Source organism: Streptomyces sp. NBC_00057 (assembly GCF_045041165.1).
Taxonomy (GTDB): Bacteria; Actinomycetota; Actinomycetes; order Streptomycetales; family Streptomycetaceae; genus Streptomyces.
Genome location: NZ_CP108256.1, coordinates 3,806,354 through 3,832,300, shown reverse-complemented (window position 1 = coordinate 3,832,300; position 25,947 = coordinate 3,806,354). Strand labels below are relative to the sequence as shown.

The window sequence follows — 25,947 nt, the reverse complement described above, 5'->3', positions numbered from 1 at the left end:
GAGGAGGGCCTTTGGACCTGACCGAGCATCCATTCCTCCGGAAGCTCTTGTCTCTCAACCTGGCGCTCGGTGACTATGTCGTCGCGGGTAGCGGACCAATGCTGGCCCATGGGCTCAGGGAGACTGTGGGAGACCTGGACGTCGTGGCCAGGGGAGCGGCGTGGAAGGCTGCAGTCAGCCTGGCCGAACCCGTTCCGGCACCATCCGGGCACGGCCGCATGGTGCTGCTCTTCGGTGGTTGCCTGGAAGTGTTCGACCGCTGGCTCCCCGGCTCCGCGGAGCCCGACGAGCTGATCGAAGCGGCCGAATTCATCCAGGGCATACCGTTCTGCCCGCTCCTCGAGGTGGCTGTCTGGAAGAAGAGATCCAATCGCCGGAAAGATCGAGAGGATCTTCTGTTGATTCAGAATTATTTGAACGGCACCGGACTGAAGAGCGGACAAGGGGATTGAGCCCGGGCGAATACCTTGACCCGAAAGCTCGGCCGAGGTCACCGCAGGGACGGAGTAACGCCCCGGCGTGTCGCCGTGGACAGCATTTGTTTTGACCGGAGTCGATGAGGTAGGTACGCTCAGACCTTGTGCCTGGGGTGTGCCTGGGCTCGTGTGCGTGTCCTCAACCGCATGGCGAGTCCGTCAGTGGCCACCGCAATCTGCGCTCCCTTCTGCCTTGCGGCAGGAGCCTGCAGCATTCGACACACCCGACCGCGTGGGTCGGTGACGTTCCAGGTTAGTTTCACGAACGGCACACAGAAACCGGAGAAGTAGTGCCTACGATCCAGCAGCTGGTCCGGAAGGGCCGGCAGGACAAGGTCGAGAAGAACAAGACGCCCGCACTCGAGGGTTCGCCCCAGCGCCGCGGCGTCTGCACGCGTGTGTTCACGACCACCCCGAAGAAGCCGAACTCGGCACTCCGTAAGGTCGCGCGTGTGCGTCTGACCTCCGGTATCGAGGTCACGGCCTACATCCCGGGTGAGGGACACAACCTGCAGGAGCACTCCATCGTGCTCGTGCGTGGTGGCCGTGTGAAGGACCTGCCGGGTGTTCGTTACAAGATCATCCGCGGCTCCCTTGACACCCAGGGTGTCAAGAACCGCAAGCAGGCCCGCAGCCGCTACGGCGCCAAGAAGGAGAAGTAAGAATGCCTCGTAAGGGCCCCGCCCCGAAGCGCCCGGTCATCATCGACCCGGTCTACGGTTCTCCTCTTGTCACCTCGCTGATCAACAAGATCCTGCTCAACGGCAAGCGCTCCACTGCCGAGCGGATCGTGTACGGCGCCATGGAAGGCCTCCGCGAGAAGACCGGCAACGACCCGGTCATCACGCTGAAGCGCGCGCTTGAGAACGTCAAGCCCTCGCTCGAGGTCAAGTCCCGCCGTGTCGGTGGCGCCACCTACCAGGTGCCGATCGAGGTCAAGCCCGGTCGCGCCTCCACCCTCGCGCTGCGCTGGCTCGTGGGTTACTCCCGCGCCCGCCGCGAGAAGACCATGACCGAGCGCCTCATGAACGAGCTGCTCGACGCCTCCAACGGTCTTGGCGCTGCCGTCAAGAAGCGCGAGGACACCCACAAGATGGCCGAGTCCAACAAGGCCTTCGCGCACTACCGCTGGTAGTCGCTACCCACATCGAGACCGAGAGAAGATTGAGCCTTATGGCCACCACTTCGCTTGACCTGGCCAAGGTCCGCAACATCGGGATCATGGCCCACATCGACGCGGGCAAGACGACCACCACTGAGCGGATCCTGTTCTACACCGGCGTTTCGTACAAGATCGGTGAAGTCCACGACGGCGCTGCCACGATGGACTGGATGGAGCAGGAGCAGGAGCGCGGCATCACGATCACGTCCGCCGCGACGACCTGTCACTGGCCGCTCAATGATGTTGACCACACCATCAACATCATCGACACCCCGGGTCACGTCGACTTCACCGTCGAGGTGGAGCGTTCGCTCCGCGTCCTCGACGGCGCTGTCACCGTGTTCGACGGTGTGGCGGGCGTCGAGCCGCAGTCCGAGACCGTCTGGCGTCAGGCGGACCGCTACGGCGTGCCGCGTATCTGCTTCGTCAACAAGCTCGACCGCACCGGTGCCGACTTCCTCCGTTGTGTCGACATGATCGTCCAGCGCCTTGGCGCGGTCCCGATCGTCATGCAGCTCCCTATCGGTGCGGAGGCGGACTTCCGAGGCGTCGTTGACCTCGTGTCGATGAAGGCCTTCGTGTACCCCGAAGAGGCCGCCAAGGGCGAGATGTACGACACCGTCGAGATCCCGGACAACCTCAAGGAGGCGGCCGAGGAATGGCGCGGCAAGCTCCTTGAGGCCGTCTCCGAGAACGACGACGCGATGATGGAGCTGTACCTGGAGGGCGTCGAGCCCACCCAGGACCAGCTGCACGAGGCGATCCGTCGGATCACCCTCGCATCGAAGGGCGGCGCCGGTTCCCTCACCGTCACCCCGGTGTTCTGTGGCACGGCGTTCAAGAACAAGGGCGTCCAGCCCCTGCTCGACGCGGTCGTCCGCTACCTGCCTTCTCCCCTGGACGTCGAGGCCATCGAGGGCCACGACGTCAAGGACCCCGAGGTTGTCATCAAGCGCAAGCCCTCGGACGACGAGCCGTTCTCCGGCCTGGCGTTCAAGATTGCGAGCGACCCGCACCTCGGCAAGCTCACCTTCGTCCGGATCTACTCCGGTCGCCTCGAGGCCGGCACCGCGGTGCTGAACTCGGTCAAGGGCAAGAAGGAGCGCATCGGCAAGATCTACCGCATGCACGCGAACAAGCGTGAGGAGATCGCGTCGGTGGGCGCCGGCGACATCATCGCCGTCATGGGCCTGAAGCAGACCACCACCGGTGAGACGCTGTGTGACGACAAGAACCCGGTCATCCTGGAGTCCATGGACTTCCCGGCGCCGGTCATTCAGGTCGCCATCGAGCCCAAGTCCAAGGGCGACCAGGAGAAGCTGGGTGTCGCCATCCAGCGCCTCTCCGAGGAGGACCCGTCCTTCCAGGTGCACTCCGACGAGGAGACCGGCCAGACCATCATCGGTGGTATGGGTGAGCTTCACCTCGAGGTGCTCGTCGACCGCATGAAGCGCGAGTTCCGCGTCGAGGCGAACGTCGGCAAGCCGCAGGTCGCGTACCGCGAGACGATCCGCAAGGCCGTCGAGCGCATCGACTACACGCACAAGAAGCAGACTGGTGGTACCGGCCAGTTCGCGAAGGTGCAGATCGCCCTTGAGCCCCTTGAGGGTGGCGACGCGTCCTACGAGTTCGTCAACAAGGTCACCGGTGGCCGCATCCCCCGTGAGTACATCCCCTCGGTGGACGCGGGTGCTCAGGAGGCCATGCAGTTCGGCATCCTGGCCGGTTACGAGATGGTGGGCGTCCGCGTCACCCTTCTCGACGGTGGTTACCACGAGGTCGACTCCTCCGAGCTCGCCTTCAAGATCGCCGGTTCGCAGGCGTTCAAGGAGGGTGCCCGCAAGGCGTCCCCCGTGCTCCTCGAGCCGATGATGGCCGTCGAGGTCACCACGCCCGAGGACTACATGGGCGATGTCATCGGCGACCTCAACTCCCGCCGTGGCCAGATCCAGGCCATGGAGGAGCGCAGCGGCGCTCGCGTCGTGAAGGGCCTCGTGCCCCTCTCGGAGATGTTCGGCTACGTCGGAGACCTCCGTAGCAAGACCTCGGGTCGCGCAAGCTACTCGATGCAGTTCGACTCCTACGCCGAGGTTCCGCGGAACGTCGCCGAGGAGATCATCGCGAAGGCCAAGGGCGAGTAACTCTCCCGAGCTCACGCTTTAGGCTTGTCACCGGAGCCTGGTGGGGCATTCGTCGCAGAGCGCAAGCAATGCGGTGAATGCCCCCGGCCCCGGCATTCCAGCAAAGATCACCTGGCGCCGATGAAGCAAGGCGTACAGAACCACTCCACAGGAGGACCCAGTGGCGAAGGCGAAGTTCGAGCGGACTAAGCCGCACGTCAACATCGGCACCATCGGTCACATCGACCACGGTAAGACGACCCTCACGGCCGCCATTACCAAGGTGCTGCACGACGCGTACCCGGACCTGAACGAGGCCTCGGCCTTCGACCAGATCGACAAGGCTCCCGAGGAGCGCCAGCGCGGTATCACGATCTCGATCGCGCACGTCGAGTACCAGACGGAGTCGCGTCACTACGCGCACGTCGACTGCCCGGGTCACGCCGACTACATCAAGAACATGATCACGGGTGCGGCGCAGATGGACGGCGCCATCCTCGTGGTCGCCGCCACAGACGGCCCGATGCCGCAGACCAAGGAGCACGTGCTCCTGGCCCGCCAGGTCGGCGTTCCGTACATCGTTGTCGCCCTGAACAAGGCCGACATGGTGGACGACGAGGAGATCCTGGAGCTCGTCGAGCTCGAGGTCCGTGAGCTCCTCTCCGAGTACGAGTTCCCGGGCGACGACCTTCCGGTCGTCAAGGTCTCGGCGCTCAAGGCCCTCGAGGGCGACAAGGAGTGGGGCCAGACCGTCCTCGACCTGATGAAGGCCGTCGACGAGTCGATCCCGCAGCCCGAGCGCGACGTCGACAAGCCGTTCCTGATGCCGATCGAGGACGTCTTCACGATCACCGGTCGTGGCACCGTCGTCACCGGTCGTATCGAGCGTGGTGTCCTGAAGGTCAACGAGACCGTCGACATCGTCGGTATCAAGCAGGAGAAGACCACCACCACGGTCACCGGCATCGAGATGTTCCGCAAGCTGCTCGACGAGGGCCAGGCCGGTGAGAACGTCGGTCTGCTCCTCCGTGGCATCAAGCGCGAGGACGTCGAGCGCGGCCAGGTCATCATCAAGCCCGGTTCGGTTACGCCGCACACCGAGTTCGAGGCCCAGGCCTACATCCTGTCGAAGGACGAGGGTGGCCGTCACACCCCCTTCTTCAACAACTACCGCCCGCAGTTCTACTTCCGTACCACGGACGTGACGGGCGTTGTGACCCTTCCCGAGGGCACCGAGATGGTCATGCCGGGCGACAACACCGTCATGAACGTCGTGCTGATCCAGCCGGTCGCCATGGAAGAGGGCCTGAAGTTCGCCATCCGTGAGGGTGGCCGGACCGTGGGCGCCGGCCAGGTCACCAAGATCGTCAAGTAAATACCTGACTGTCTGACCTGGTTGCTCCGCACAGAGCACCAAGAAGGGCCCCGGCCCGCCGCGCAAGCGGTGGACCGGGGCCCTTCGGCATGTTCTGAGACTTCTCAGGGGCGCCAGAGCCACGGCAGGGCGTCGGGCCCCAGGGCCACCACCGTCGGCCGCCCGTCCCTGCCGACATGCAGTGCGGGCCCGTCCAGCGCCACCGGCCCACGCTTCCGTACGGAGAGCCGCTCGGACGTACGGAGCTGGATCCAGCCCTTCGCGGTGCGGCCGAGCAGCACCGGGTTGTGCGGCGACCCGGCGGCGTACACCGGCCCGTATCCGTCGAAGCCCGCCCGGTCCTCGATCAGCCGCCCGTATCCGTCGATGCCGGTCTCGTCAGCCGTCTCCCCTGTCATTACGGTCGTCAGGCGGGCCTTCGCCGCCGCGCGGTAGAACAGCTCGACGGTCCCGTCCGCACCGGGCAGCGCGGCCGGGCCGTCCCCCGGCACCGGTACGCCGCTGATCTGGGTGCGTGCGGTGACCTCATCCCCGGGCGCGTCCTGGGTCCAGTGATGCACCGCGTAATGGCCCGCCGCGAAGACATGGACACACCCCGCGTCGTCCACCACAGTGGTCAGCCCGTCCTGGACCTCGCCCCCGCCCGTGTCCCGCCACCCGCTCCACCGGCCGTCCGTGTCCCGTACCCGCGTACTGAGGCCCTTCTCCGCGTTCCGTACGAAGAGGTGGACGCGCCCGTCGGGGGCGGCGATCGCGACCGGGACGCCGATCCGGCGCCCGCCGTCGTGATCCCGCACCGGGTTTCCCAGTCCCTGCCAAGCACGGAAGCCGCCGCCGGGAAAACGCTGCTCCAGCGCGACGATCTCGCGTTCGTTGTCCGCCCCGTGCCCGCTGAGCGCCGCGAACCGGAGCCCGAAGAGGAACTGCCGCCCGTCCGGCAGGATCGCGCTGCCCAGGACCGGGGCGAGCGGGCCGCCGCCGAGGTCGTGCGGCGTGTCCCACACCCCGCTGCCCGGCGCGCTCTCGCGCCATCGCACCGCCCGCAGCCCCAGCACCCCGTACGCGACGAGCCTGCCGTCCGAGTCGGTGGCGACGGCGGGCCGGGGCCCCGGGTAGCGGTAGTGGGTGGACCGTACCCAGCCCTTCCGGTTGGTCAGCGGCCGGTTGCCGCCCACGTTGTAGTCCCCGCAGCCCGCGGAGTTGCCGCAGCGCCATTGGATCGAACCCCCGTACGACACCAGGTGCGAGGCCTTCTCCGCCAGCACGGCGGGCGGCAGATTCTTCGGCCAGTGCCGGTTGTAGTAGCCGCGGAACGCCGTGGTGGCGAAGCTCGGCACCTCACCGCCGTCCTCGGTGGCCTGCGCCACCCATCGGATCAGCGCCGTCCAGGTGAACAGCGCGGTCGCGGTGTGGTCGGGGTGGTCGGAGTAGCCCTGCTGCTCGCTGTCCCGGCGACGGACGAGTTCGCTGCTGTGCTGGACGTCGGGGTCCGGGTCCATGGTGTGCACGGCGCTCGGCCGGAACCGGTCGAACAGCCCGACCAGGACGTCGATCAGCCCGTCGTACGTGTACGAACCCGCCCGCGTCAACGGGGAGTCGTCGGCGACGACGGTCGGCAGGACGAGCCTGCGGTCCTGCCAGAGGCTGGGCAGCCCGAGACGCCCGTACGAGGTGTGCATGGCGGTGTTGATGAAGATCAGCTGGACCTTGCGGCCGCCGTTGCTGAGGCTGTTGATCTCGGCGCGGTGGTTGCCGTGCAGGCCGATGACGGATTTCTGCCAGTCCGTGAACCTGCCCAGGCCCAGCAGCGTCGCGTACGCCTGCCGGAGCCCCTGATGGCGGGAGGAGGAGTACGCGGCCTTGTCGGGGGCGGGCAGCGGGCGGCCGGGCACACGGTTGATGCCGTTGGCCTCGCCCGCGGTCAGATAGACACAGACCAGCGGCGTTCCCGTGTCGAGGGCCTGCTGCGTGTCCGGGTTCATGAAGTACAGGTCGTCGTCAGGGTGGGCGAGGATCTGCATCATCAGGGCCGGGTGCGAGGCGCTGATCGGCAGGCCGGGCGTCGGGTCCGCGGTGGGGTTGCGGCGGCGGGGCGGCGAAGGCGCGGTGCAGGCGCTGAGGGCTGCCGCGCCCATCGCACCGGCCGCCGCCGTCAGCAGAGTGCGCCGCGGCACTCCTGTGGGAGATGCGCGCAACGCAGGTCGATCCGTCACACCGTGCTCCGTCCACTTCCCCCGCAGCGGGTGGCTGTGCGGCCCTGTGCTGCGTACCGAATCCGTGCAGGCGGCGGCGGGGGGGCCGACCGCTGCTGCGGGGGGATAGACGGAGATTCCCGGGGGTGGGTTGCCTGGGTTCTTACGGGTGTGGGCCGAAGGGCCCGGACGGCCTAGCGTGCGGGAGTGCGCACCATGAACACGTCGATCGGGTCCTGCCGTTCCTCGGCGAACCCGTGCCGTTCGTAGAGCGCGCGGGCGGCGCTGCCCTGCAGCACGTCCAGGCGCACGGTCGAGCCCTCCTCATCGGCCCGCGCGAGCAGCGAGCGCAGCACGGCGGTGCCGATGCCGCGGCCCTGGAGGGTGGGGGAGAGGTAGAAGTTCTCCAGCCACAGCCCGTCCTCGACCGGCCGCAGGGTGACGCAGCCCGCGAACTCGCCGTCCGCGACGACGACCGACGTGTGCTCCGGTGCGTAGACGTCCCGCAGCCGCTGTCGTACGCGGTGCTCGTCGTAGCGCCCGAGACGCTCCAGGTCGGGGCGCATGACGGTGGCTCTCAGCTCGGCCATGACCTCGACGTCCTCCGGCTCGGCGGGGCGCAGGTCCCAGGCCGCAATGGTGCTCTCGTTCACGGCTGGATTCTCGCAGGTGGGTTGCCGCCGGCTTCCGTCATCGCAGCTCCGGTGCCGCGCCCCGACCCGCCCGGCGCAGGCCCGCTTCCGGGATGCCACGCAGCAGCCGGGCGCCGATCTCCGCGAGCCGGGCCTCGCCCGGCGGGGTCCGTCCCAGGCCGATGGCGTACTGGATGCGGGACGCGTCTGCGCCGAACGGGCGGGGCCAGGCGTGGGCGTCCGGGGAGCCCGCTTCGGCGAGAGCGGCGAGCAGGGCCAGGAGCCGGCCCCGGAAGCGGCCCTCGTCGGGGCCGGGGTGTACGGAGACGATCGCCCAGGCGGCGTGACGGAGGTGCAGGGGCGGCGGGGCGCAGAGCAGGGCGTGCGGTACGGGGTCGGAGACGGTGGCGGACTCCAGGATCTCCCAGGCGCGGAAGAGTTCCTCGGTGATGAGGTCGCGGCCTGCGGGAGAGACCTGCGAGGTGCAGGAGCGGACGGGGGCGGTCGGAGTCAGCACGGTGAGGGGGAGTTCGCCCGCCTCCCCGGAGCCGACCGGCCGGTTCCAGTCCCACGCGGCCCAGGTCGCGAAGAAGTGCCGGAGCAGGGGGAGCGGCGGCAGATCACCGGCCTCGTGGGCGGTACGGGCCGCCAGTACGGACCAGGCGAGGCCGGGCAGGTGGCCGCACGGTGCGGAGTCCAGGCCGCGTGCCCGGGCCCAGGCCTTCACCTCGCGCGCGAGGCGGGTGAACGCGGCCCGGTGCGGGTCCGCCGCCGCGAGCACCGCGTCCGCGTCGCTCACCGCGCTGAGCGCCGTGGCCGCCGCCTCGCCCAGTTCGGTACGGCGGGCGACCGCCAGGTCCGGGGAGAGGTCACCGGTCGCGACGGTCACCAGGTCCACCCGGAGCCCGTCGAGGCAGAAACGCAGACCGGGTACGCGCGCACCGGTCACCTCACGAAGATCGACGGCCTCCGGCAGGGCAGCGGTCAGCCGATCCCGTATCCCCGGGAGATCCCCGTCACCGGGCAGCGCTGCGACCAGATCCACATCGGCGCCGGGCAGCGCACAGCCGATCCGCCGCGAACCGACCGGATGGACGCGGCCCCCGGGCAGGGCGGCGGCCACCCGGCGGACGATTTCCGCCGCGTCGGCTTCCGATCCGTCCTCCGCCGCCCCGGTCAGCTCCACCCGTACCCCGAAGTGGTCCGACACGTACAGCCCATCCGGCGTCGGTACGTCGCCCAGCAGCGCCGCCGACACGGGCCGCAGCCGCTCCGAGCGGACCAGCACCCGGTCCAGCCGGGACGCACGCCCCGTCAGGGAGGAGACAGCGGCCAGCGGATTGACGGACGGATCGAAGGTCGGCGTCCGGTCGCCCGCGCCGTGCACCCGGCTCCAGGCGTCCGCCATCCCCAGCCGGTCCTGCGGAGTGTCGCCGCCGTCGTTGAAGTCGCCGAGCAGCATCACATCGCCCTCGATCGCGGCCAACCCCGCTGCCAGATCGGCCAGTTCGGCATCGCGCCGGGCGGGGCCGTTCGCCGAGTGGTCGCTGCTGAGATGGGTGACGGCGACCGTGACCGGTCCTTCCGCGGTCTCCACGACCACGGCGGCGACCGCCTTGTGCGGGCCGAGGACATGCAGGCCCGCCTCCCGCACGGGGACTCTGCTGAGCAGCAGCAGACCGCAGTCGGCGGCATCCCGGCCGGCCGGGTCTGCCCAGAGGATGTAGCTCTCGCGGACCCAGGGCGTGGCCAACAGCAGTCCGAGCAGGGCGGGTTCGGCCTCCTGGAGAGCGATGACATCCGCGTCCGCCGCGCGCAGGGCGTCGAGGAGCAGTGGCCGGCGCCGGGCGGTGTCGATGCGGTCGCTGTCGTAGCGGTCCCAGAGGGTGTTCCAGGTCAGCAGTGTCAGGGAAGCGGATTGCGCGGGCGCCGGTGCGTGCTCGGGCACGGGTGTCCAGGCGGCCTCCGGTACGGAGTACGCGTGCGGCGTACGGGAGGTGAAGTACGGGGACGGCAGCCGGCGCGAGGTGCGCGCCCGTCCGGCGTCCGTCGCGTCGATCCGGTCCACGCCCGAGGAACGGTCCCACACCACCTCACCGTCGGCCTCGAAGAACAGCACCCGGTGCCAGGGAATGTCCCCGCCGGGCGTGAACCGGGGCAGCGGCACCCGCTTGGGCACGGTCCCGCGCTGTGCCACGCCCATCACGAAGCGCGCCGGGTCGAACCGGGCGTCCCAGCGGACCCGGTGGTAGATCTCCTCGCTGGTACGCATTTATGCCCTGTCCTCCACGGTTCCGCTCGCGCCGATGTACCAGGTGCGGTGCGCCTGGCCGGGGTACGGGGGTACGAGCCGGTGCAGCTGCGAAGTCAGCACCTGAGGGGGCACCGGGTGGGTGCGGCGTTCGTTGCGCCGGATCAGTTCCGCCTTGTCGACCAGGGCCACGGCGTGGGTGAGCAGCGCGTCCCTGCGCCGGGCGACCGCATGCACCAGGGAGCGCTGGTGCGCGTTGAGCGAGGTGGCGTCCCAGACGACCGTGCCACCTGCGGCGAGCGCGGTGTCCAGCCGGTCGAGCCCCTCGCGCAGCACCTCCCCGTTGGCCTTCTGATCGGCGCGCGATCCCCGGGCCAGCCGCAGATCGTCGAGCGAGAGATACGTGTCGACACCGGGCAGAGCGCGCGCGAAGGTGCTCTTGCCACTGCCGGAGGGGCCGACCAGATGGACCAGGCGCGGGAAGTCCCCGGTCCGCCACCGCCAAGTCGCGGCGACGGCCTCCTCGGCGGTGGTGACCCGGCCCAGGGCGTATGCCTCACGTGCCTGCGCCCGGCAGCGGTCGGCTGCCGCCGGCGCCAGATCCGTGAATGCCTCGCGCAGCCCGGCCGGTTCCCGTACGTCCTCCGCGTGCAGCGCCGACCACTCCACCTGTTCGCGCGCCCCGTCGGTGTCCGCCACGGCCGCGGCCAGCGCGTGCAGCAGTGGCAGATCGGTGGCGAACGACATCCGGACCAGGCCGGTCCTGCGCTCCTCGTCCGGGTACGGGCGGTGCAGTGCGGGGTGCAGTCCGACGAGATCCGCGATGCGCCGGGCCGATGGCATCCCCAGCGCCCCCGCCAGCGCGGGCGCCAGCTCCGCACGCCGTCCGCGGTGCAGCAGCGCGGCCAGCACGCCGGTCAGCCGGTCGTCGCCCGTCCGGCCCGACGCGTCGAGCAAATCGCCCATCGCGACGGCAGCCCCGGCATCCCCCGGTGCCGTGCCTGCCGCGTCGGCCAGTGCCGCCGCGTCGACCGGCGCCCCCGACCGTACGGCCCACAGGGCGGCGGCCGGGCCGAGCCCGTTCTCCACGACGGAGGCGTGCATCCAGTGCGTATCGGTCCGTACGTGTCCGGGCCGCACCCACTTCGCCACCCGGCGCCCGAAGTCCGCCGCGCCGAAACCGTCCGCGGGCCGCACGACGTAACCCTCCTGCCGTCCGGTGTCGAGCTTCAGCGCCCGAAGCGCCTTCTCGGCGCGGGCGTCGAACACTCCGCGCCACAGCACCGGCGGCACCGGTATCCCCAGGTCCCGCAGGAACGCCACGGTCCGGTCCCAGTCCAGGCAGTGCTCCCCGTCCCAGACGGAGAAGCCGTAGAAGAAGCTCTCCAGGCCGTCGTACGCGATCGAATGGCGCGCGAACATGTTCTCCCCGCACACCCGCCACCCCTCGGGTATACGGGCCCCGATCCGGCCCTGCAGCGCCTTCACCCACCCTCGCGAGGGGTGATGGGCGGAATCGAGCGAACGGGCGTGGAGCCCGTCGGCGTAGAGCGTGGTGTTCTCGCCGTCCAGCTTCTCGGTGACGACGACCTCGCGACCGGTCAGCCCGGAGAGGTCCGCGATCCGTACGTCGTCCGAGGTGGCCCCCGGTGACCAGGGCAGGTGAGCGGTGCGCGGATAGTGCGTACGCATGATCGATGCCCCTGATGACGACGGCGTGCCCGGCCGGTCACTGTAGGGGCGGGGCCGTACGGCGCTCGACCGAATTACGATGAGCGGCGCCCGGCACTGCTCCCGCTGCGCGCCCGCGTTTGATCGAGCGACCGCGCGGGGTAAGATCCTCCGCCCGATTGGCCAGGCTCACGCCCCGTATGGCACACTGACCAGGTTGCTCGGTTGAGTGTCAATGCTGCGCGCCTCCCGCCGGGAGGACCGGAAGCGAGTCCCACAGTACTCGTCGACCCCCTGCGGGTCGGACGTACGGGAATCTTCCGGGAAGCGTCAGTGGGGCACCGGCCAGGCACCCGGTGGGTGTTCCGCCCCCGGTCTCGCGGTCCTCGGGCCCGCACCCCCTTGGTTGGGAAATCCTTCGGGAGATCTGCGTAGAGGGGATGCGACACGCCCGACCGCGTGGGTCGGAGACGGAGTCTTTAGAACCCCCGGGTTCCAGAGCGTTACGAGAGACAGGACTACTAGTAGCCATGGCGGGACAGAAGATCCGCATCCGGCTCAAGGCCTACGACCACGAGGTCATCGACTCCTCGGCGAAGAAGATCGTCGAGACGGTGACCCGCACTGGTGCGTCGGTCGCGGGCCCGGTGCCGCTGCCCACTGAGAAGAACGTGTACTGCGTCATCAAGTCGCCGCACAAGTACAAGGACTCGCGCGAGCACTTCGAGATGCGCACGCACAAGCGCCTCATCGACATCCTCGACCCCACGCCGAAGACGGTTGACTCGCTGATGCGTCTCGACCTGCCGGCGGGCGTCGACATCGAGATCAAGCTCTGAGGTGACGCGCGAGATGGCTAAGAACATTAAGGGCGTCCTGGGCGAGAAGCTCGGCATGACCCAGGTCTGGGACGAGAACAACCGGGTCGTCCCGGTGACCGTCGTCAAGGCCGGGCCCTGCGTCGTCACCCAGGTCCGCACCAACGACAGCGACGGCTACGAGGCGGTCCAGATCGCCTTCGGCGAGATCGACCCGCGCAAGGTGAACAAGCCCCTCAAGGGCCACTTCGCCAAGGCCGACGTGACCCCGCGCCGCCACCTGGTGGAGCTCCGCACCCCTGACGCCAGCGAGTACACGCTGGGCCAGGAGGTCACTGCCGAGGTGTTCGAGTCCGGCGTCAAGGTTGACGTCACGGGCAAGAGCAAGGGCAAGGGCTTCGCCGGTGTGATGAAGCGTCACAACTTCAAGGGTGGCAAGGCGTCCCACGGTGCCCACCGTGTGCACCGCATGCCCGGCTCCATCGGTGGCTGTGCCACCCCCGGCCGTGTCTTCAAGGGCATGCGCATGGCGGGTCGCATGGGCAACGAGCGTGTCACCACCCAGAACCTGACCATCCACGCGGTTGACGCGGAGAAGGGTCTGCTCCTCATCAAGGGCGCAGTCCCCGGTCCGAACGGCGGCCTCGTCCTGGTCCGTACCGCGGCCAAGGGGGCTTGAGGTAATGAGCACCATTGACATCCTTTCGCCGGCAGGCGACAAGGCCGGTACCGTCGAGCTCCCCTCGGAGATCTTCGACGCGAAGACCAGCGTTCCGCTGATCCACCAGGTCGTTGTCGCACAGCTGGCAGCTGCCCGTCAGGGCACGCACAAGACCAAGACCCGCGGCGAAGTCCGTGGTGGTGGCCGCAAGCCGTACCGCCAGAAGGGCACCGGCCGCGCGCGCCAGGGTTCGACCCGTGCGCCGCAGTTCGCCGGCGGTGGCGTCGTCCACGGCCCGCAGCCGCGTGACTACTCGCAGCGGACCCCGAAGAAGATGAAGGCCGCTGCCCTGCGCGGTGCCCTCTCCGACCGGGCACGCCACTCGCGTATCCACGTCGTCACCGGCGTGGTCGACGGTGCAGTCTCCACGAAGGCCGCGAAGACGCTGTTCGGCAAGATCTCGGAGCGCAAGAACCTGCTCCTGGTCGTCGATCGCGCCGACGAGGCCGCGTGGCTGTCCGCCCGCAACCTGCCCCAGGTGCACATCCTGGAGCCGGGCCAGCTGAACACGTACGACGTGATCGTCTCTGACGACGTGGTCTTCACCCAGGCCGCCTTCGAGTCCTTCGTGTCTGGCCCCCAGACCGCTGAGACCGAAGGGAGCGACGCCTGATGAGCGAGGCGACCGTTACCAGCAAGACCTACTCGGACCCGCGCGACGTTCTCGTCAAGCCGGTCGTTTCCGAGAAGAGCTACGCGCTGCTCGACGAGAACAAGTACACGTTCATCGTCGCGCCCGGCTCCAACAAGACCCAGATCAAGCAGGCCGTGGAAGCGGTCTTCTCGGTCAAGGTCACCGGGGTCAACACGATCAACCGGCAGGGTAAGCGCAAGCGCACCAAGACCGGTTTCGGCAAGCGCGCTGACACCAAGCGCGCCATCGTGACCCTCGCCGAGGGCGACCGTATCGACATCTTCGGCGGCCCGACCTCCTGACGGAGGTCGAGTCGTCCGGAATCGGACGAGGACTGAGAAATGGGTATCCGCAAGTACAAGCCGACGACCCCGGGCCGTCGTGGCTCCAGCGTCGCCGACTTTGTCGAGATCACGCGGTCCACGCCGGAGAAGTCGCTGGTCCGCCCCCTGCACAGCAAGGGCGGCCGTAACAACGCCGGTCGTGTGACCGTTCGCCACCAGGGCGGTGGCCACAAGCGCGCCTACCGAGTGATCGACTTCCGTCGTCACGACAAGGACGGCGTGCCGGCCAAGGTCGCGCACATCGAGTACGACCCGAACCGCACCGCGCGCATCGCGCTCCTGCACTACGCAGACGGCGAGAAGCGCTACATCATCGCGCCGCGTGGCCTGGCGCAGGGCGACCGTGTCGAGAACGGCCCGGCCGCCGACATCAAGCCCGGCAACAACCTGGCGCTGCGCAACATCCCGGTCGGTACGACCATCCACGCCATCGAGCTGCGGCCCGGCGGCGGCGCGAAGTTCGCCCGTTCCGCGGGTGCCTCCGTGCAGCTGCTGGCGAAGGAGGGCACCATGGCCCACCTTCGTATGCCGTCGGGTGAGATCCGCCTGGTCGACGCCCGCTGCCGCGCCACCATCGGCGAGGTCGGCAACGCCGAGCAGTCGAACATCAACTGGGGCAAGGCCGGCCGCATGCGCTGGAAGGGCGTCCGCCCGACCGTCCGCGGTGTTGCGATGAACCCGGTTGACCACCCGCACGGTGGTGGTGAGGGCAAGACCTCCGGTGGTCGCCACCCGGTCTCGCCGTGGGGTCAGAAGGAGGGTCGTACTCGCTCGCCGAAGAAGGCATCGAGCAAGTACATCGTCCGCCGCCGCAAGACGAACAAGAAGCGCTAGGAGCGGGTTTAGATGCCGCGCAGTCTCAAGAAGGGGCCCTTCGTCGACGGCCACCTCATCAAGAAGGTGGACGTACAGAACGAGGCAGGCACCAAGAACGTCATCAAGACCTGGTCCCGTCGCTCGATGATCGTCCCGGCCATGCTGGGTCACACCATCGCGGTGCACAACGGCAAGATCCACGTCCCGGTGTTCGTCACCGAGTCGATGGTCGGCCACAAGCTCGGCGAGTTCTCGCCGACTCGCACCTTCCGCGGCCACGTCAAGGACGACCGGAAGTCGAAGCGCCGCTAACCGCGGGGTGGAAACGACTATGACTTACACCGAAGGGACAACCATGGAAGCCAGGGCCCAGGCGCGGTACATCCGCGTCACGCCCATGAAGGCCCGCCGCGTGGTGGACCTCATCCGTGGCATGGACGCCACGGAGGCTCAGGCGGTCCTGCGTTTCGCCCCGCAGGCCGCGAGCGTGCCGGTTGGCAAGGTGCTGGACAGCGCCATTGCCAACGCCGCACACAACTACGACCACACCGACGCCTCTTCGCTGGTCATCAGCGAGGCGTACGTGGACGAGGGCCCGACCCTGAAGCGGTTCCGTCCGCGTGCTCAGGGCCGTGCCTACCGGATCCGTAAGCGGACCAGCCACATCACCGTGGTCGTCAGCAGCAAGGAAGGAACCCGGTAATGGGCCAGAAGGTAAACCCGCACGGGTTCCGGCTCGGCATTACCACGGACTTCAAGTCCCGTTGGTACGCCGACAAGCTGTACAAGGACTACGTCAAGGAAGACGTCGCCATTCGTCGCATGATGACGAAGGGCATGGAGCGGGCCGGCATCTCGAAGGTCGAGATCGAGCGCACCCGCGACCGCGTCCGCGTTGACATCCACACCGCCCGCCCGGGCATCGTCATCGGTCGCCGTGGCGCCGAGGCCGACCGCATCCGTGGCGAGCTGGAGAAGCTGACCGGCAAGCAGGTCCAGCTGAACATCCTCGAGGTCAAGAACCCCGAGGTGGACGCTCAGCTGGTGGCCCAGGCCGTCGCCGAGCAGCTCTCCTCCCGCGTCTCCTTCCGTCGTGCCATGCGCAAGAGCATGCAGAGCTCGATGAAGGCCGGCGCCAAGGGCATCAAGATCCAGTGCGGTGGTCGCCTCGGCGGCGCCGAGATGTCCCGCTCGGAGTTCTACCGCGAGGGCCGTGTGCCCCTGCACACGCTCCGCGCGAACGTCGACTACGGCTTCTTCGAGGCCAAGACGACCTTCGGCCGCATCGGTGTGAAGGTCTGGATCTACAAGGGCGACGTCAAGAACATCGCCGAGGTCCGCGCCGAGAACGCTGCTGCCCGCGCTGGCAACCGCCCGGCCCGTGGCGGCGCTGACCGCCCGGCCGGCCGCGGTGGCCGCGGTGGCGAGCGTGGCGGTCGCGGTCGCAAGCCGCAGCAGTCCGCGTCGGCAGCCGAGGCCCCCAAGGCCGAGGCTCCCGCCGCCGCTGCTCCGGCTGAGAGCACCGGAACGGAGGCCTGACCGAAATGCTGATCCCCCGTAGGGTCAAGCACCGCAAGCAGCACCACCCGAAGCGCAGCGGTATGTCCAAGGGTGGCACGCAGGTTGCGTTCGGCGAGTACGGCATCCAGGCGCTGACCCCGGCGTACGTGACGAACCGCCAGATCGAGGCAGCTCGTATCGCGATGACCCGCCACATCAAGCGTGGCGGCAAGGTCTGGATCAACATCTACCCGGACCGTCCCCTGACGAAGAAGCCTGCCGAGACCCGCATGGGTTCCGGTAAGGGTTCTCCCGAGTGGTGGATCGCGAACGTCAAGCCGGGTCGGGTGATGTTCGAGCTGTCCTACCCGAACGAGAAGATTGCTCGTGAGGCGCTTACCCGCGCTGCTCACAAGCTTCCGATGAAGTGCCGGATCGTTCGGCGCGAGGCAGGTGAGTCGTGATGTCGGCCGGTACCAAGGCGTCCGAGCTGCGCGAGCTGGGCAACGAGGAGCTCCTCAACAAGCTCCGCGAGGCCAAGGAAGAGCTGTTCAACCTCCGCTTCCAGGCGGCGACCGGGCAGCTCGAGAACCACGGCCGGCTCAAGTCCGTCCGTAAGGACATCGCCCGGATCTACACCCTGATGCGCGAGCGCGAGCTGGGCATCGAGACGGTGGAGAGCGCCTGATGAGCGAGAAGACTGTGACTGAGACGAACACCGACCGCGGTTTCCGCAAGACCCGTGAGGGCCTGGTCGTCAGCGACAAGATGGACAAGACCGTCGTCGTCGCTGTCGAGGACCGTGTCAAGCACGCGCTGTACGGCAAGGTCATCCGCCGTACGAACAAGCTCAAGGCGCACGACGAGCAGAACGCCGCAGGCGTCGGCGACCGCGTCCTCCTGATGGAGACCCGGCCGCTGTCCGCCACGAAGCGGTGGCGCGTCGTCGAGATCCTCGAGAAGGCCAAGTAATTCCTGAGGGGCATTCCCCTCAGGCAAGTTCCGCCAGGCTCGGTGGGGGTCCGCTCCGCTAACGGAGTGGCCCCCGCCGGGAACCGGCAGACGATCAGGAGATAGACGTGATCCAGCAGGAGTCGCGACTTCGCGTCGCCGACAACACGGGTGCGAAGGAAATCCTCACCATCCGTGTTCTCGGTGGTTCGGGTCGCCGCTACGCGGGCATCGGTGACGTCATCGTCGCCACCGTCAAGGACGCGATCCCCGGTGGCAACGTGAAGAAGGGTGACGTCGTCAAGGCCGTCATCGTTCGCACCGTCAAGGAGCGTCGTCGTCAGGATGGCTCGTACATCCGCTTCGACGAGAACGCCGCCGTCATTCTGAAGAACGACGGCGACCCCCGCGGCACCCGTATCTTCGGCCCGGTGGGCCGTGAGCTGCGCGAGAAGAAGTTCATGAAGATCATCTCGCTCGCGCCGGAGGTGCTGTAAGCATGAAGATCAAGAAGGGCGACCTGGTTCAGGTCATCACCGGTAAGGACAAGGGCAAGCAGGGCAAGGTCATCGTGGCCTACCCCGCTCAGGACCGCGTCCTCGTCGAGGGTGTCAACCGGGTCAAGAAGCACACCAAGGCCGGTCAGACGGCTCGCGGCTCGCAGACGGGTGGCATTGTCACCACCGAGGCCCCGATTCACGTCAGCAACGTTCAGCTGGTCGTGGAGAAGGACGGCAACAAGGTCGTCACCCGCGTCGGCTACCGCTTTGACGACGAGGGCAACAAGATCCGCGTTGCCAAGCGGACCGGTGAGGACATCTGATGACTGCCACCACTGCGCCGCGTCTCAAGACGCGCTACCGCGAGGAAATCGCCGGCAAGCTGCGTGAGGAGTTCTCGTACGAGAACGTCATGCAGATTCCCGGCCTGGTCAAGATCGTGGTCAACATGGGTGTGGGCGACGCCGCCCGCGACTCCAAGCTGATCGATGGCGCCGTGCGCGACCTCACCACGATCACCGGCCAGAAGCCGGCTGTCACCAAGGCCCGCAAGTCCATCGCGCAGTTCAAGCTGCGCGAGGGTCAGCCGATCGGCTGCCACGTCACCCTTCGTGGTGACCGGATGTGGGAGTTCCTGGACCGTACGCTGTCGCTCGCGCTGCCGCGTATCCGTGACTTCCGTGGCCTGTCGCCGAAGCAGTTCGACGGCCGTGGCAACTACACCTTCGGTCTCACGGAGCAGGTCATGTTCCACGAGATCGACCAGGACAAGATCGACCGGGTCCGGGGCATGGACATCACCGTGGTCACCACGGCGACCAATGACGACGAGGGTCGTGCCCTCCTTCGTCACCTCGGCTTCCCGTTCAAGGAGAACTGACCGTGGCGAAGAAGGCTCTGATCGCTAAGGCCGCCCGTAAGCCGAAGTTCGGCGTTCGCGGGTACACCCGCTGCCAGCGCTGCGGCCGGCCCCACTCCGTCTACCGCAAGTTCGGCCTGTGCCGCGTGTGCCTTCGTGAGATGGCTCACCGTGGCGAGCTGCCGGGCGTGACCAAGAGCTCCTGGTAATTCTCCTTCGCCCTTTGGGCGTTGGGAATTGACGGAAGCTCTCGGTAAGCATCTGGTCGGCAGGAGCCCGCCCTCACATGCCGTAGGCTTGTGGGGTTGGGCGCCTGCCGCCCTAGACCGACTTACTACGCCGTAGGTCCCCGCACCGCACCCGTCCTGCCTCTGAGTGGGGAGAGGGATGGCGCATACAGGAAACCCCGGCGAGAGAGGCCGAAGGCCAATTCATGACCATGACTGATCCCATCGCAGACATGCTCACGCGTCTGCGTAACGCGAACTCGGCGTACCACGACTCCGTCGTGATGCCGCACAGCAAGATCAAGTCGCACATCGCGGAGATCCTCCAGCAGGAGGGCTTCATCACCGGCTGGAAGGTCGAGGACGCCGAGGTCGGCAAGAACCTCGTCCTCGAGCTGAAGTTCGGCCCGAACCGCGAGCGCTCGATCGCCGGCATCAAGCGAATCTCGAAGCCGGGTCTGCGTGTATACGCAAAGTCCACCAACCTGCCGAAGGTCCTCGGCGGCCTGGGCGTGGCGATCATCTCCACGTCCCACGGTCTCCTGACCGGCCAGCAGGCCAGCAAGAAGGGCGTAGGTGGGGAAGTCCTCGCCTACGTCTGGTAGTCGGGAACGGAGGAATAGCTCATGTCGCGAATCGGCAAGCTCCCCATCCAGGTTCCCGCCGGTGTGGACGTCACCATCGATGGCCGTACGGTCGCGGTGAAGGGCCCCAAGGGCACCCTCTCGCACACCGTTGCGTCGCCGATCGAGGTCACCAAGGGTGAGGACGGCGTTCTGAACGTCGTCCGCCCGAACGACGAGCGTCAGAACAAGGCCCTTCACGGCCTGTCCCGCACGCTGGTGGCGAACATGATCACCGGTGTGACCCAGGGATACACCAAGGCGCTCGAGATCAGTGGTGTCGGTTACCGCGTCCAGGCGAAGGGCTCCAACCTGGAGTTCGCCCTGGGCTACAGCCACCCGATCCTGATCGAGGCCCCGGAGGGCATCACCTTCAAGGTGGAGTCCCCCACGAAGTTCTCCGTCGAGGGCATCGACAAGCAGAAGGTCGGCGAGACCGCGGCCAAGATCCGCAAGCTGCGGAAGCCTGACCCGTACAAGGCCAAGGGCGTCAAGTACGCCGGCGAGGTCATCCGCCGCAAGGTCGGAAAGGCTGGTAAGTAGCCATGGCATACGGCGTGAAGATCGCCAAGGGCGACGCCTACAAGCGTGCCGCCCTCAAGCGTCGCCACATCCGCGTCCGCAAGCACATCTCCGGTTCGCCGGAGCGTCCGCGCTTGGTCGTGACGCGGTCCAACCGCCACATGGTGGCTCAGGTCATCGACGACATCGCGGGCCACACGCTCGCGTCGGCGTCGACCCTGGACGCTTCCATCCGTGGTGGCGAGGGCGACAAGAGCACCCAGGCCAAGCAGGTCGGCGCCCTGGTCGCTGAGCGTGCCAAGGCCGCAGGCGTCGAGGCCGTCGTGTTTGACCGCGGTGGTAACCAGTACGCCGGGCGGATTGCCGCTCTGGCTGACGCCGCCCGTGAAGCCGGGCTGAAGTTCTAAGCCCCGGTTCCTACGCACAGCGGACGTAACAGAGAGAGGTAAATCCAATGGCTGGACCCCAGCGCCGCGGAAGCGGTGCCGGTGGCGGCGAGCGGCGGGACCGGAAGGGCCGTGACGGCGGCGCAGCTGCCGCCGAGAAGACCGCGTACGTTGAGCGCGTTGTCGCGATCAACCGCGTCGCCAAGGTTGTGAAGGGTGGTCGTCGCTTCAGCTTCACCGCGCTGGTCGTGGTGGGCGATGGTGACGGCACCGTCGGTGTCGGTTACGGCAAGGCCAAGGAAGTTCCCGCGGCCATTGCCAAGGGCGTGGAAGAAGCCAAGAAGAACTTCTTCAAGGTTCCGCGCATCCAGGGCACCATTCCTCACCCGATCACGGGCGAGCGGGCCGCAGGTGTCGTGCTGCTGAAGCCGGCATCCCCCGGTACCGGTGTTATCGCCGGTGGCCCGGTGCGCGCCGTTCTGGAGTGCGCCGGCGTTCACGACATCCTGTCGAAGTCGCTTGGCTCGTCCAACGCGATCAACATCGTGCACGCGACCGTGGCGGCCCTCAAGGGCCTGCAGCGTCCCGAGGAGATCGCGGCTCGCCGTGGTCTGCCCCTCGAGGACGTCGCCCCCGCGGCTCTGCTTCGTGCACGTGCGGGAGCGGGTGCGTAATGGCTCGCCTCAAGATCACGCAGACGAAGTCGTACATCGGCAGCAAGCAGAACCACCGCGACACCCTTCGTTCGCTCGGGCTCAAGCGCCTGCACGACGTGGTTGTCAAGGAGGACCGCCCCGAGTTCCGCGGAATGGTGCACACCGTCCGCCACCTCGTGACGGTTGAGGAGGTCGACTGACATGGCGGAGAACAAGCCGCTGAAGGCCCATGACCTCCGGCCCGCCCCGGGCGCCAAGACCGCCAAGACCCGTGTGGGTCGTGGTGAGGCGTCCAAGGGTAAGACCGCCGGTCGTGGCACCAAGGGCACCAAGGCCCGTTACCAGGTTCCGGAGCGCTTCGAGGGTGGGCAGATGCCCCTCCACATGCGTCTCCCGAAGCTCAAGGGCTTCAAGAACCCGTTCCGCACCGAGTACCAGGTCGTGAACCTGGACAAGCTCGCGACGCTCTACCCCGAGGGTGGAGAGGTCACCGTGGCCGACCTGGTCGCCAAGGGTGCGGTGCGCAACAACCACCTCGTCAAGGTCCTCGGACAGGGCGAGATCTCCGTGGCACTGCAGGTTTCGGTTGACGCCGTCTCCGGCTCCGCCAAGGAGAAGATTGCCGCCGCCGGCGGCACCGTCACCGAGCTCGTCTGAGACAACTCGGACAACTCGATGGCCTGAACATCCGACCGGGGATGCCTCTTATTTGAGGCATCCCCGGTTGGTCGTTCCTAGGTGGGCATGGTCGCCGGTAAGGTGGCGTGCGTTGTTGTGTGGTAACCCCCTGGGCGCCTGCCCGGGGACCTTTGACTATTACGTATTCGTCGATCCTCAAGACCGTCACCTCTACGCATTGCGCGGGGGTCGCAGGAGGCACCGTGCTCACCGCGTTCGCCCGGGCGTTCAAGACGCCCGACCTGCGCAAGAAGCTGCTCTTCACGCTCGGCATCATCGTGCTCTACCGGCTCGGGGCACACGTCCCGGTACCGGGAGTGAGCTACGAGAACGTCCAGACCTGTGTTGATCAGGCCAGCAAGGGCAACAACAGCCTCTTCGGCCTGGTGAACATGTTCAGCGGTGGTGCACTGCTGCAGATCACGATCTTCGCGCTCGGCATCATGCCGTACATCACGGCCAGCATCATTCTTCAGCTGCTGACCGTGGTGATTCCCCGACTCGAGACGCTCAAGAAGGAGGGGCAGTCCGGCCAGGCCAAGATCACGCAGTACACGCGTTATCTGACCGTCGCGCTCGCCATCCTCCAGGGCACCGGCCTGGTGGCCACCGCCACCAGTGGCGCGCTGTTCAGCGGCTGCCCGGTCGCCGACCAGATCGTGCCGGACCAGTCGATCTTCACCACCATCGTCATGGTGATCACGATGACCGCGGGCACCGCGGCCGTCATGTGGCTCGGTGAGCTCATCACCGACCGCGGCATCGGCAACGGCATGTCGATCCTGATGTTCATCTCGATCGCCGCCAGCTTCCCCGGCTCCCTGTGGGCCATCAAGACCAGTGGCAAGCTGGCCGACGGCTGGATCGAGTTCGGCACCGTCATCCTGATCGGCTTCGTGATGGTGGCCCTCGTCGTCTTCGTCGAGCAGGCCCAGCGCCGTATTCCGGTGCAGTACGCGAAGCGCATGATCGGCCGCAGGTCGTACGGCGGTACGTCGACGTACATTCCGCTGAAGGTGAATCAGGCGGGTGTGATTCCCGTCATCTTCGCTTCTTCGCTGCTCTACATCCCGGCCCTGATCGTCCAGTTCTCCAACTCCACTGCGGGCTGGGCGACCTGGATCAAGGACAACTTCGTCAAGGGCGACCACCCGATCTACATCACGGCGTACTTCCTGTTGATCGTCTTCTTCGCCTTCTTCTATGTGGCGATTTCGTTCAACCCCGAGGAAGTCGCCGACAACATGAAGAAGTATGGTGGGTTCATCCCGGGTATCCGGGCTGGTCGACCTACTGCCGAGTACCTGAGCTACGTGCTCAACAGGATCACTTGGCCGGGCTCGCTGTACTTGGGTCTGATCGCTCTTGTGCCGACGATGGCGTTGGCCGGCTTCGGTGGTGCGAACGCCAACTTCCCGTTCGGCGGGACGAGCATCCTGATCATCGTGGGTGTGGGGCTGGAGACCGTGAAGCAGATCGAGAGTCAGCTCCAGCAGCGCAATTACGAAGGGTTCCTCCGCTGATGCGAATCGTCCTCGTCGGGCCGCCCGGTGCCGGCAAGGGAACGCAGGCTGCGTACCTTGCCAAGAACCTGTCGATTCCGCAGATCTCCACGGGCGATCTCTTCCGTGCCAACATCAGTCAGGGCACCGACCTTGGCAAGCAGGCCCGCGCCTTCATGGACGCTGGGCAGTTGGTGCCGGACGAGGTCACCATCGGGATGGCCAAGGACCGCATGTCCCAGCCGGACGCCGAGAACGGCTTCCTGCTGGACGGCTTCCCGCGCAATGTGGGTCAGGCCGAGGCTCTTGACGCCATGCTCAAGGACGAGGGCACCAAGCTGGACGCGGTCCTGGACCTGGAGGTCCCCGAGGACGAGGTGGTCAAGCGCATCGCCGGCCGCCGGATCTGCCGGAACGACGGCTCGCACGTCTTCCACGTGACGTACAACCCGCCGAAGACCGAGGGCGTCTGCGACACCTGCGGCGGCGAGCTGTACCAGCGCGACGACGACACCGAGGACACGGTTCGTACTCGGCTGGAGGTCTACCACACGCAGACCGAGCCGATCATCGACTACTACAGGGCCCAGAACCTGGTGGTCACCATCTCCGCGCTCGGCAAGGTCACCGATGTGACCGAGCGGGCGATGGAGGCTCTCAAGTCCGACGAGGGCTGAGAGAAAACCCCGCAGTACTTGTGCAGTCGGCCGCGGCGTCCATGGGCGCCGCGGCCGACTGTTTGCGCCGTATCGTTGAGTACGGCCGCACCCGTCACCGTTCTATGCAGTCCGACGCAGAGAGGCGCCGCGCAATGGTGCAGATCAAGACCCCCGAGCAGATCGCGAAGATGCGCGAGGCGGGGCTGGTGGTCGCTGCCATTCACGCGGCCACCCGCGAAGCGGCGGTCCCCGGCGCCACCACGCTGGACCTGGACCAGGTCGCCCGCAAGGTGATCGCCGATCACGGTGCGAAGTCGAACTTCCTCGGGTACGGCGGGTTCCCCGCGACCATCTGCACCTCGGTCAATGAGGTCGTCGTCCACGGCATCCCGGACGACAAGACCGTCCTCAAGGACGGCGACATCATCTCCATCGACGCCGGCGCGATCGTCGACGGCTGGCACGGCGACGCCGCATACACGGCCTTCGTCGGCACCGGTCACGCTCCGGAGCTGATCGAGCTCTCCCGGGTCACCGAGGAGTCCATGTGGGCCGGTATCGCCGCGATGAAGGTGAACAACCGCCTCGTCGACATCTCGAAGGCGATCGAGTCCTACATCCGCCGCCAGCCCCGCCCCGCCACCGGCAAGTACGGGATCATCGAGGACTACGGCGGCCACGGCATCGGTACCGAGATGCACATGGACCCGCACCTGTTGAACTACGTCGCCCGCAAGCGGGGCAAGGGCATCAAGCTCGTGCCCGGCGTCTGCCTGGCCATCGAGCCGATGGTCTCGCTCGGTACGGCGCAGACCGAGGTGCTCCAGGACGACTGGACCGTGATCACGACGGACGGCACTTGGTCCTCCCACTGGGAGCACTCGATCGCCCTCACCGAGCAGGGCCCGCTGGTCCTGACGGCCCCCGACTGCGGCAAGGCGAAGCTGGCCCAGTACGGGATCGAGGCGGCTCCGGACCCCCTGGGCTGACCGCGCGCCCGGGATCGAGGCGGCTCCGGACCCCTTGGTCTGAGCCGGTGCTGGGTCGATTTGACCCCCTTGTGGAGGTCTAAGGATCTCCTCGGGTGGGCAAACTTGACGGATTCGTCTTTTGGGGTCCGCTGACGTAGACTGACTCGTCGGCTCTCGTGCATCCGTGTGTCCACATGTCCACATGTGATGTCGAAAGCCGATCAAGGTAGCCGATTCGAAAGGCGAAGCGTGGCCAAGAAGCAAGGTGCCATCGAAATTGAGGGCACCGTGATCGAGTCCCTCCCGAACGCCATGTTCAAGGTGGAACTCCAGAACGGTCACAAGGTCCTCGCGCACATCAGCGGCAAGATGCGGATGCACTACATCCGAATCCTTCCGGATGACCGGGTCGTCGTGGAGCTCTCCCCGTACGACCTGACGCGTGGCCGGATCGTCTACCGCTACAAGTAGATCTTGCCTGCACCTCGCTTCGGCGCGGTGACGGCACTGACCCGGAGAACCTGACATCCCATGAAGGTCAAGCCGAGCGTCAAGAAGATCTGCGACAAGTGCAAGGTGATCCGCCGTCACGGTCGGGTCATGGTCATCTGCGACAACCTGCGCCACAAGCAGCGCCAGGGCTGACGCACGACCACCTGCATCTCGCAGTACTTCGCGCGACGCACGTAAAACGTACATAC

The 25,947-nt window shown here is 67.2% G+C and carries 35 protein-coding genes; 31 read left to right on the top strand and 4 right to left on the bottom strand.

Annotated elements, in window-relative coordinates:
• Positions 1 to 11 precede the first annotated feature (11 nt).
• From OG953_RS17755 to tuf, 5 genes are all read left to right on the top strand, one after another.
• Positions 12 to 452, top strand: coding sequence for a hypothetical protein (locus OG953_RS17755; protein ID WP_405685312.1), 441 nt, complete (start codon positions 12 to 14; stop codon positions 450 to 452).
• A gap of 314 nt (positions 453 to 766) precedes the next feature.
• Positions 767 to 1,138, top strand: coding sequence for a 30S ribosomal protein S12 (gene rpsL / locus OG953_RS17750; protein WP_003948652.1), 372 nt, complete (start codon positions 767 to 769; stop codon positions 1,136 to 1,138).
• 2 nt (positions 1,139 to 1,140) lie between these two features.
• Complete coding sequence (rpsG, locus tag OG953_RS17745; RefSeq protein ID WP_093897234.1) at positions 1,141 to 1,611, top strand: 30S ribosomal protein S7; 471 nt, start codon at positions 1,141 to 1,143, stop codon at positions 1,609 to 1,611.
• A gap of 38 nt (positions 1,612 to 1,649) precedes the next feature.
• Positions 1,650 to 3,779 carry an elongation factor G gene (gene fusA, locus OG953_RS17740; RefSeq protein ID WP_405685310.1) on the top strand — a complete coding sequence of 710 codons (2,130 nt, stop codon included), beginning with the start codon at positions 1,650 to 1,652 and terminating at the stop codon, positions 3,777 to 3,779.
• A 160-nt stretch (positions 3,780 to 3,939) separates the two neighbouring features.
• Complete coding sequence (gene tuf, locus OG953_RS17735; protein WP_266358734.1) at positions 3,940 to 5,133, top strand: elongation factor Tu; 1,194 nt, start codon at positions 3,940 to 3,942, stop codon at positions 5,131 to 5,133.
• A 104-nt stretch (positions 5,134 to 5,237) separates the two neighbouring features.
• On the opposite strand, the gene OG953_RS17730 is transcribed toward tuf, so the two are convergent.
• The 4 genes from OG953_RS17730 to OG953_RS17715 form a co-directional block, all read right to left on the bottom strand.
• A complete protein-coding gene (locus OG953_RS17730) occupies positions 5,238 to 7,268 on the bottom strand; it encodes a PIG-L family deacetylase (protein WP_405691893.1) in 2,031 nt (676 codons plus the stop codon).
• Positions 7,269 to 7,519: 251 nt separating this feature from the next.
• Positions 7,520 to 7,915, bottom strand: coding sequence for a GNAT family N-acetyltransferase (locus tag OG953_RS17725; protein ID WP_405691891.1), 396 nt, complete (start codon positions 7,913 to 7,915; stop codon positions 7,520 to 7,522).
• A 100-nt stretch (positions 7,916 to 8,015) separates the two neighbouring features.
• Positions 8,016 to 10,229 carry a poly(A) polymerase gene (locus tag OG953_RS17720; RefSeq protein WP_405685309.1) on the bottom strand — a complete coding sequence of 738 codons (2,214 nt, stop codon included), beginning with the start codon at positions 10,227 to 10,229 and terminating at the stop codon, positions 8,016 to 8,018.
• Positions 10,230 to 11,900 carry an RNA ligase family protein gene (locus OG953_RS17715; RefSeq protein ID WP_405685307.1) on the bottom strand — a complete coding sequence of 557 codons (1,671 nt, stop codon included), beginning with the start codon at positions 11,898 to 11,900 and terminating at the stop codon, positions 10,230 to 10,232.
• Between the two features lie 509 nt (positions 11,901 to 12,409).
• Here OG953_RS17715 and rpsJ point away from each other — a divergent pair.
• The 26 genes from rpsJ to rpmJ all read left to right on the top strand — a co-directional run bounded on the left by rpsJ (position 12,410) and on the right by rpmJ (position 25,891).
• Complete coding sequence (gene rpsJ, locus OG953_RS17710) at positions 12,410 to 12,718, top strand: 30S ribosomal protein S10 (protein WP_003948644.1); 309 nt, start codon at positions 12,410 to 12,412, stop codon at positions 12,716 to 12,718.
• 13 nt (positions 12,719 to 12,731) lie between these two features.
• A complete protein-coding gene (gene rplC, locus OG953_RS17705; protein ID WP_093897290.1) occupies positions 12,732 to 13,376 on the top strand; it encodes a 50S ribosomal protein L3 in 645 nt (214 codons plus the stop codon).
• Between the two features lie 4 nt (positions 13,377 to 13,380).
• A complete protein-coding gene (gene rplD, locus OG953_RS17700; protein ID WP_093897249.1) occupies positions 13,381 to 14,031 on the top strand; it encodes a 50S ribosomal protein L4 in 651 nt (216 codons plus the stop codon).
• On the top strand, positions 14,031 to 14,354 hold the full coding sequence (rplW, locus tag OG953_RS17695) for a 50S ribosomal protein L23 (RefSeq protein WP_014154589.1): 324 nt from the start codon (positions 14,031 to 14,033) through the stop codon (positions 14,352 to 14,354). Before rplD ends, rplW begins: the two co-directional genes overlap by 1 nt.
• A gap of 39 nt (positions 14,355 to 14,393) precedes the next feature.
• A complete protein-coding gene (gene rplB / locus OG953_RS17690; RefSeq protein ID WP_388661147.1) occupies positions 14,394 to 15,230 on the top strand; it encodes a 50S ribosomal protein L2 in 837 nt (278 codons plus the stop codon).
• Between the two features lie 12 nt (positions 15,231 to 15,242).
• The gene (rpsS, locus tag OG953_RS17685; protein WP_003966956.1) at positions 15,243 to 15,524 is read left to right on the top strand and encodes a 30S ribosomal protein S19; all 282 of its coding nucleotides are present in this window, start codon (positions 15,243 to 15,245) and stop codon (positions 15,522 to 15,524) included.
• 43 nt (positions 15,525 to 15,567) lie between these two features.
• On the top strand, positions 15,568 to 15,915 hold the full coding sequence (gene rplV / locus OG953_RS17680; RefSeq protein WP_004571827.1) for a 50S ribosomal protein L22: 348 nt from the start codon (positions 15,568 to 15,570) through the stop codon (positions 15,913 to 15,915).
• Positions 15,915 to 16,751, top strand: coding sequence for a 30S ribosomal protein S3 (gene rpsC / locus OG953_RS17675; RefSeq protein ID WP_327369311.1), 837 nt, complete (start codon positions 15,915 to 15,917; stop codon positions 16,749 to 16,751). Before rplV ends, rpsC begins: the two co-directional genes overlap by 1 nt.
• Before the next feature lie 5 nt (positions 16,752 to 16,756).
• Positions 16,757 to 17,176: a 50S ribosomal protein L16 gene (gene rplP / locus OG953_RS17670; RefSeq protein WP_014047785.1), complete on the top strand. Its 420-nt coding sequence runs from the start codon at positions 16,757 to 16,759 to the stop codon at positions 17,174 to 17,176.
• Positions 17,176 to 17,400, top strand: coding sequence for a 50S ribosomal protein L29 (rpmC, locus tag OG953_RS17665; RefSeq protein WP_015035581.1), 225 nt, complete (start codon positions 17,176 to 17,178; stop codon positions 17,398 to 17,400). The genes rplP and rpmC overlap by 1 nt, the downstream gene beginning before the upstream one ends.
• Positions 17,400 to 17,684, top strand: a complete 285-nt coding sequence (gene rpsQ, locus OG953_RS17660; RefSeq protein WP_030977953.1) for a 30S ribosomal protein S17 — start codon at positions 17,400 to 17,402, stop codon at positions 17,682 to 17,684. The genes rpmC and rpsQ overlap by 1 nt, the downstream gene beginning before the upstream one ends.
• A gap of 107 nt (positions 17,685 to 17,791) precedes the next feature.
• Positions 17,792 to 18,160: a 50S ribosomal protein L14 gene (gene rplN / locus OG953_RS17655; protein WP_003966950.1), complete on the top strand. Its 369-nt coding sequence runs from the start codon at positions 17,792 to 17,794 to the stop codon at positions 18,158 to 18,160.
• Between the two features lie 2 nt (positions 18,161 to 18,162).
• Entirely contained in the window at positions 18,163 to 18,486 is a 324-nt protein-coding gene (rplX, locus tag OG953_RS17650) for a 50S ribosomal protein L24 (RefSeq protein WP_003966949.1), read from the top strand.
• The gene (gene rplE, locus OG953_RS17645) at positions 18,486 to 19,043 is read left to right on the top strand and encodes a 50S ribosomal protein L5 (protein ID WP_037688009.1); all 558 of its coding nucleotides are present in this window, start codon (positions 18,486 to 18,488) and stop codon (positions 19,041 to 19,043) included. The genes rplX and rplE overlap by 1 nt, the downstream gene beginning before the upstream one ends.
• 2 nt (positions 19,044 to 19,045) lie before the next feature.
• A complete protein-coding gene (locus OG953_RS17640; RefSeq protein ID WP_003948630.1) occupies positions 19,046 to 19,231 on the top strand; it encodes a type Z 30S ribosomal protein S14 in 186 nt (61 codons plus the stop codon).
• A 224-nt stretch (positions 19,232 to 19,455) separates the two neighbouring features.
• A complete protein-coding gene (gene rpsH / locus OG953_RS17635; protein ID WP_037688013.1) occupies positions 19,456 to 19,854 on the top strand; it encodes a 30S ribosomal protein S8 in 399 nt (132 codons plus the stop codon).
• A gap of 21 nt (positions 19,855 to 19,875) precedes the next feature.
• Complete coding sequence (rplF, locus tag OG953_RS17630; protein ID WP_030914145.1) at positions 19,876 to 20,415, top strand: 50S ribosomal protein L6; 540 nt, start codon at positions 19,876 to 19,878, stop codon at positions 20,413 to 20,415.
• A gap of 2 nt (positions 20,416 to 20,417) precedes the next feature.
• Positions 20,418 to 20,801, top strand: coding sequence for a 50S ribosomal protein L18 (gene rplR / locus OG953_RS17625; protein ID WP_072485534.1), 384 nt, complete (start codon positions 20,418 to 20,420; stop codon positions 20,799 to 20,801).
• A gap of 47 nt (positions 20,802 to 20,848) precedes the next feature.
• Positions 20,849 to 21,454: a 30S ribosomal protein S5 gene (gene rpsE / locus OG953_RS17620; protein WP_030977962.1), complete on the top strand. Its 606-nt coding sequence runs from the start codon at positions 20,849 to 20,851 to the stop codon at positions 21,452 to 21,454.
• The gene (gene rpmD / locus OG953_RS17615; RefSeq protein ID WP_018550611.1) at positions 21,454 to 21,636 is read left to right on the top strand and encodes a 50S ribosomal protein L30; all 183 of its coding nucleotides are present in this window, start codon (positions 21,454 to 21,456) and stop codon (positions 21,634 to 21,636) included. The genes rpsE and rpmD overlap by 1 nt, the downstream gene beginning before the upstream one ends.
• Before the next feature lies 1 nt (position 21,637).
• Positions 21,638 to 22,093, top strand: coding sequence for a 50S ribosomal protein L15 (gene rplO, locus OG953_RS17610; protein WP_018550610.1), 456 nt, complete (start codon positions 21,638 to 21,640; stop codon positions 22,091 to 22,093).
• A 224-nt stretch (positions 22,094 to 22,317) separates the two neighbouring features.
• Positions 22,318 to 23,637 (top strand): preprotein translocase subunit SecY, encoded by a 1,320-nt coding sequence (secY, locus tag OG953_RS17605; protein ID WP_405685305.1) that lies wholly within the window; start codon positions 22,318 to 22,320, stop codon positions 23,635 to 23,637.
• Entirely contained in the window at positions 23,637 to 24,293 is a 657-nt protein-coding gene (locus OG953_RS17600) for an adenylate kinase (protein WP_405685304.1), read from the top strand. The genes secY and OG953_RS17600 overlap by 1 nt, the downstream gene beginning before the upstream one ends.
• A 134-nt stretch (positions 24,294 to 24,427) precedes the next feature.
• Entirely contained in the window at positions 24,428 to 25,264 is an 837-nt protein-coding gene (gene map / locus OG953_RS17595; protein WP_327273498.1) for a type I methionyl aminopeptidase, read from the top strand.
• A 231-nt stretch (positions 25,265 to 25,495) separates the two neighbouring features.
• Positions 25,496 to 25,717, top strand: coding sequence for a translation initiation factor IF-1 (gene infA, locus OG953_RS17590; RefSeq protein ID WP_003956442.1), 222 nt, complete (start codon positions 25,496 to 25,498; stop codon positions 25,715 to 25,717).
• A 60-nt stretch (positions 25,718 to 25,777) separates the two neighbouring features.
• Positions 25,778 to 25,891, top strand: coding sequence for a 50S ribosomal protein L36 (gene rpmJ / locus OG953_RS17585; RefSeq protein WP_003956441.1), 114 nt, complete (start codon positions 25,778 to 25,780; stop codon positions 25,889 to 25,891).
• Positions 25,892 to 25,947: the final 56 nt, after the last annotated feature.

Coding starts and splice junctions, on each gene's coding strand:
- rpsG (WP_093897234.1), top strand. CDS start 1,141: ATGCCTCGTAAGGGCCCCGCCCCGAAGCGCCCGGTCATCATCGACCCG.
- fusA (WP_405685310.1), top strand. CDS start 1,650: ATGGCCACCACTTCGCTTGACCTGGCCAAGGTCCGCAACATCGGGATC.
- OG953_RS17730 (WP_405691893.1), bottom strand. CDS start 7,268: ATGGGCGCGGCAGCCCTCAGCGCCTGCACCGCGCCTTCGCCGCCCCGC.
- OG953_RS17725 (WP_405691891.1), bottom strand. CDS start 7,915: ATGGCCGAGCTGAGAGCCACCGTCATGCGCCCCGACCTGGAGCGTCTC.
- OG953_RS17720 (WP_405685309.1), bottom strand. CDS start 10,229: ATGCGTACCAGCGAGGAGATCTACCACCGGGTCCGCTGGGACGCCCGG.
- OG953_RS17715 (WP_405685307.1), bottom strand. CDS start 11,900: ATGCGTACGCACTATCCGCGCACCGCTCACCTGCCCTGGTCACCGGGG.
- rpsJ (WP_003948644.1), top strand. CDS start 12,410: ATGGCGGGACAGAAGATCCGCATCCGGCTCAAGGCCTACGACCACGAG.
- rplC (WP_093897290.1), top strand. CDS start 12,732: ATGGCTAAGAACATTAAGGGCGTCCTGGGCGAGAAGCTCGGCATGACC.
- rplD (WP_093897249.1), top strand. CDS start 13,381: ATGAGCACCATTGACATCCTTTCGCCGGCAGGCGACAAGGCCGGTACC.
- rplW (WP_014154589.1), top strand. CDS start 14,031: ATGAGCGAGGCGACCGTTACCAGCAAGACCTACTCGGACCCGCGCGAC.
- rplB (WP_388661147.1), top strand. CDS start 14,394: ATGGGTATCCGCAAGTACAAGCCGACGACCCCGGGCCGTCGTGGCTCC.
- rpsS (WP_003966956.1), top strand. CDS start 15,243: ATGCCGCGCAGTCTCAAGAAGGGGCCCTTCGTCGACGGCCACCTCATC.
- rplV (WP_004571827.1), top strand. CDS start 15,568: ATGGAAGCCAGGGCCCAGGCGCGGTACATCCGCGTCACGCCCATGAAG.
- rpsC (WP_327369311.1), top strand. CDS start 15,915: ATGGGCCAGAAGGTAAACCCGCACGGGTTCCGGCTCGGCATTACCACG.
- rplP (WP_014047785.1), top strand. CDS start 16,757: ATGCTGATCCCCCGTAGGGTCAAGCACCGCAAGCAGCACCACCCGAAG.
- rpmC (WP_015035581.1), top strand. CDS start 17,176: ATGTCGGCCGGTACCAAGGCGTCCGAGCTGCGCGAGCTGGGCAACGAG.
- rpsQ (WP_030977953.1), top strand. CDS start 17,400: ATGAGCGAGAAGACTGTGACTGAGACGAACACCGACCGCGGTTTCCGC.
- rplX (WP_003966949.1), top strand. CDS start 18,163: ATGAAGATCAAGAAGGGCGACCTGGTTCAGGTCATCACCGGTAAGGAC.
- rplE (WP_037688009.1), top strand. CDS start 18,486: ATGACTGCCACCACTGCGCCGCGTCTCAAGACGCGCTACCGCGAGGAA.
- rpsH (WP_037688013.1), top strand. CDS start 19,456: ATGACCATGACTGATCCCATCGCAGACATGCTCACGCGTCTGCGTAAC.
- rplF (WP_030914145.1), top strand. CDS start 19,876: ATGTCGCGAATCGGCAAGCTCCCCATCCAGGTTCCCGCCGGTGTGGAC.
- rplR (WP_072485534.1), top strand. CDS start 20,418: ATGGCATACGGCGTGAAGATCGCCAAGGGCGACGCCTACAAGCGTGCC.
- rpsE (WP_030977962.1), top strand. CDS start 20,849: ATGGCTGGACCCCAGCGCCGCGGAAGCGGTGCCGGTGGCGGCGAGCGG.
- rpmD (WP_018550611.1), top strand. CDS start 21,454: ATGGCTCGCCTCAAGATCACGCAGACGAAGTCGTACATCGGCAGCAAG.
- rplO (WP_018550610.1), top strand. CDS start 21,638: ATGGCGGAGAACAAGCCGCTGAAGGCCCATGACCTCCGGCCCGCCCCG.
- OG953_RS17600 (WP_405685304.1), top strand. CDS start 23,637: ATGCGAATCGTCCTCGTCGGGCCGCCCGGTGCCGGCAAGGGAACGCAG.
- map (WP_327273498.1), top strand. CDS start 24,428: ATGGTGCAGATCAAGACCCCCGAGCAGATCGCGAAGATGCGCGAGGCG.
- rpmJ (WP_003956441.1), top strand. CDS start 25,778: ATGAAGGTCAAGCCGAGCGTCAAGAAGATCTGCGACAAGTGCAAGGTG.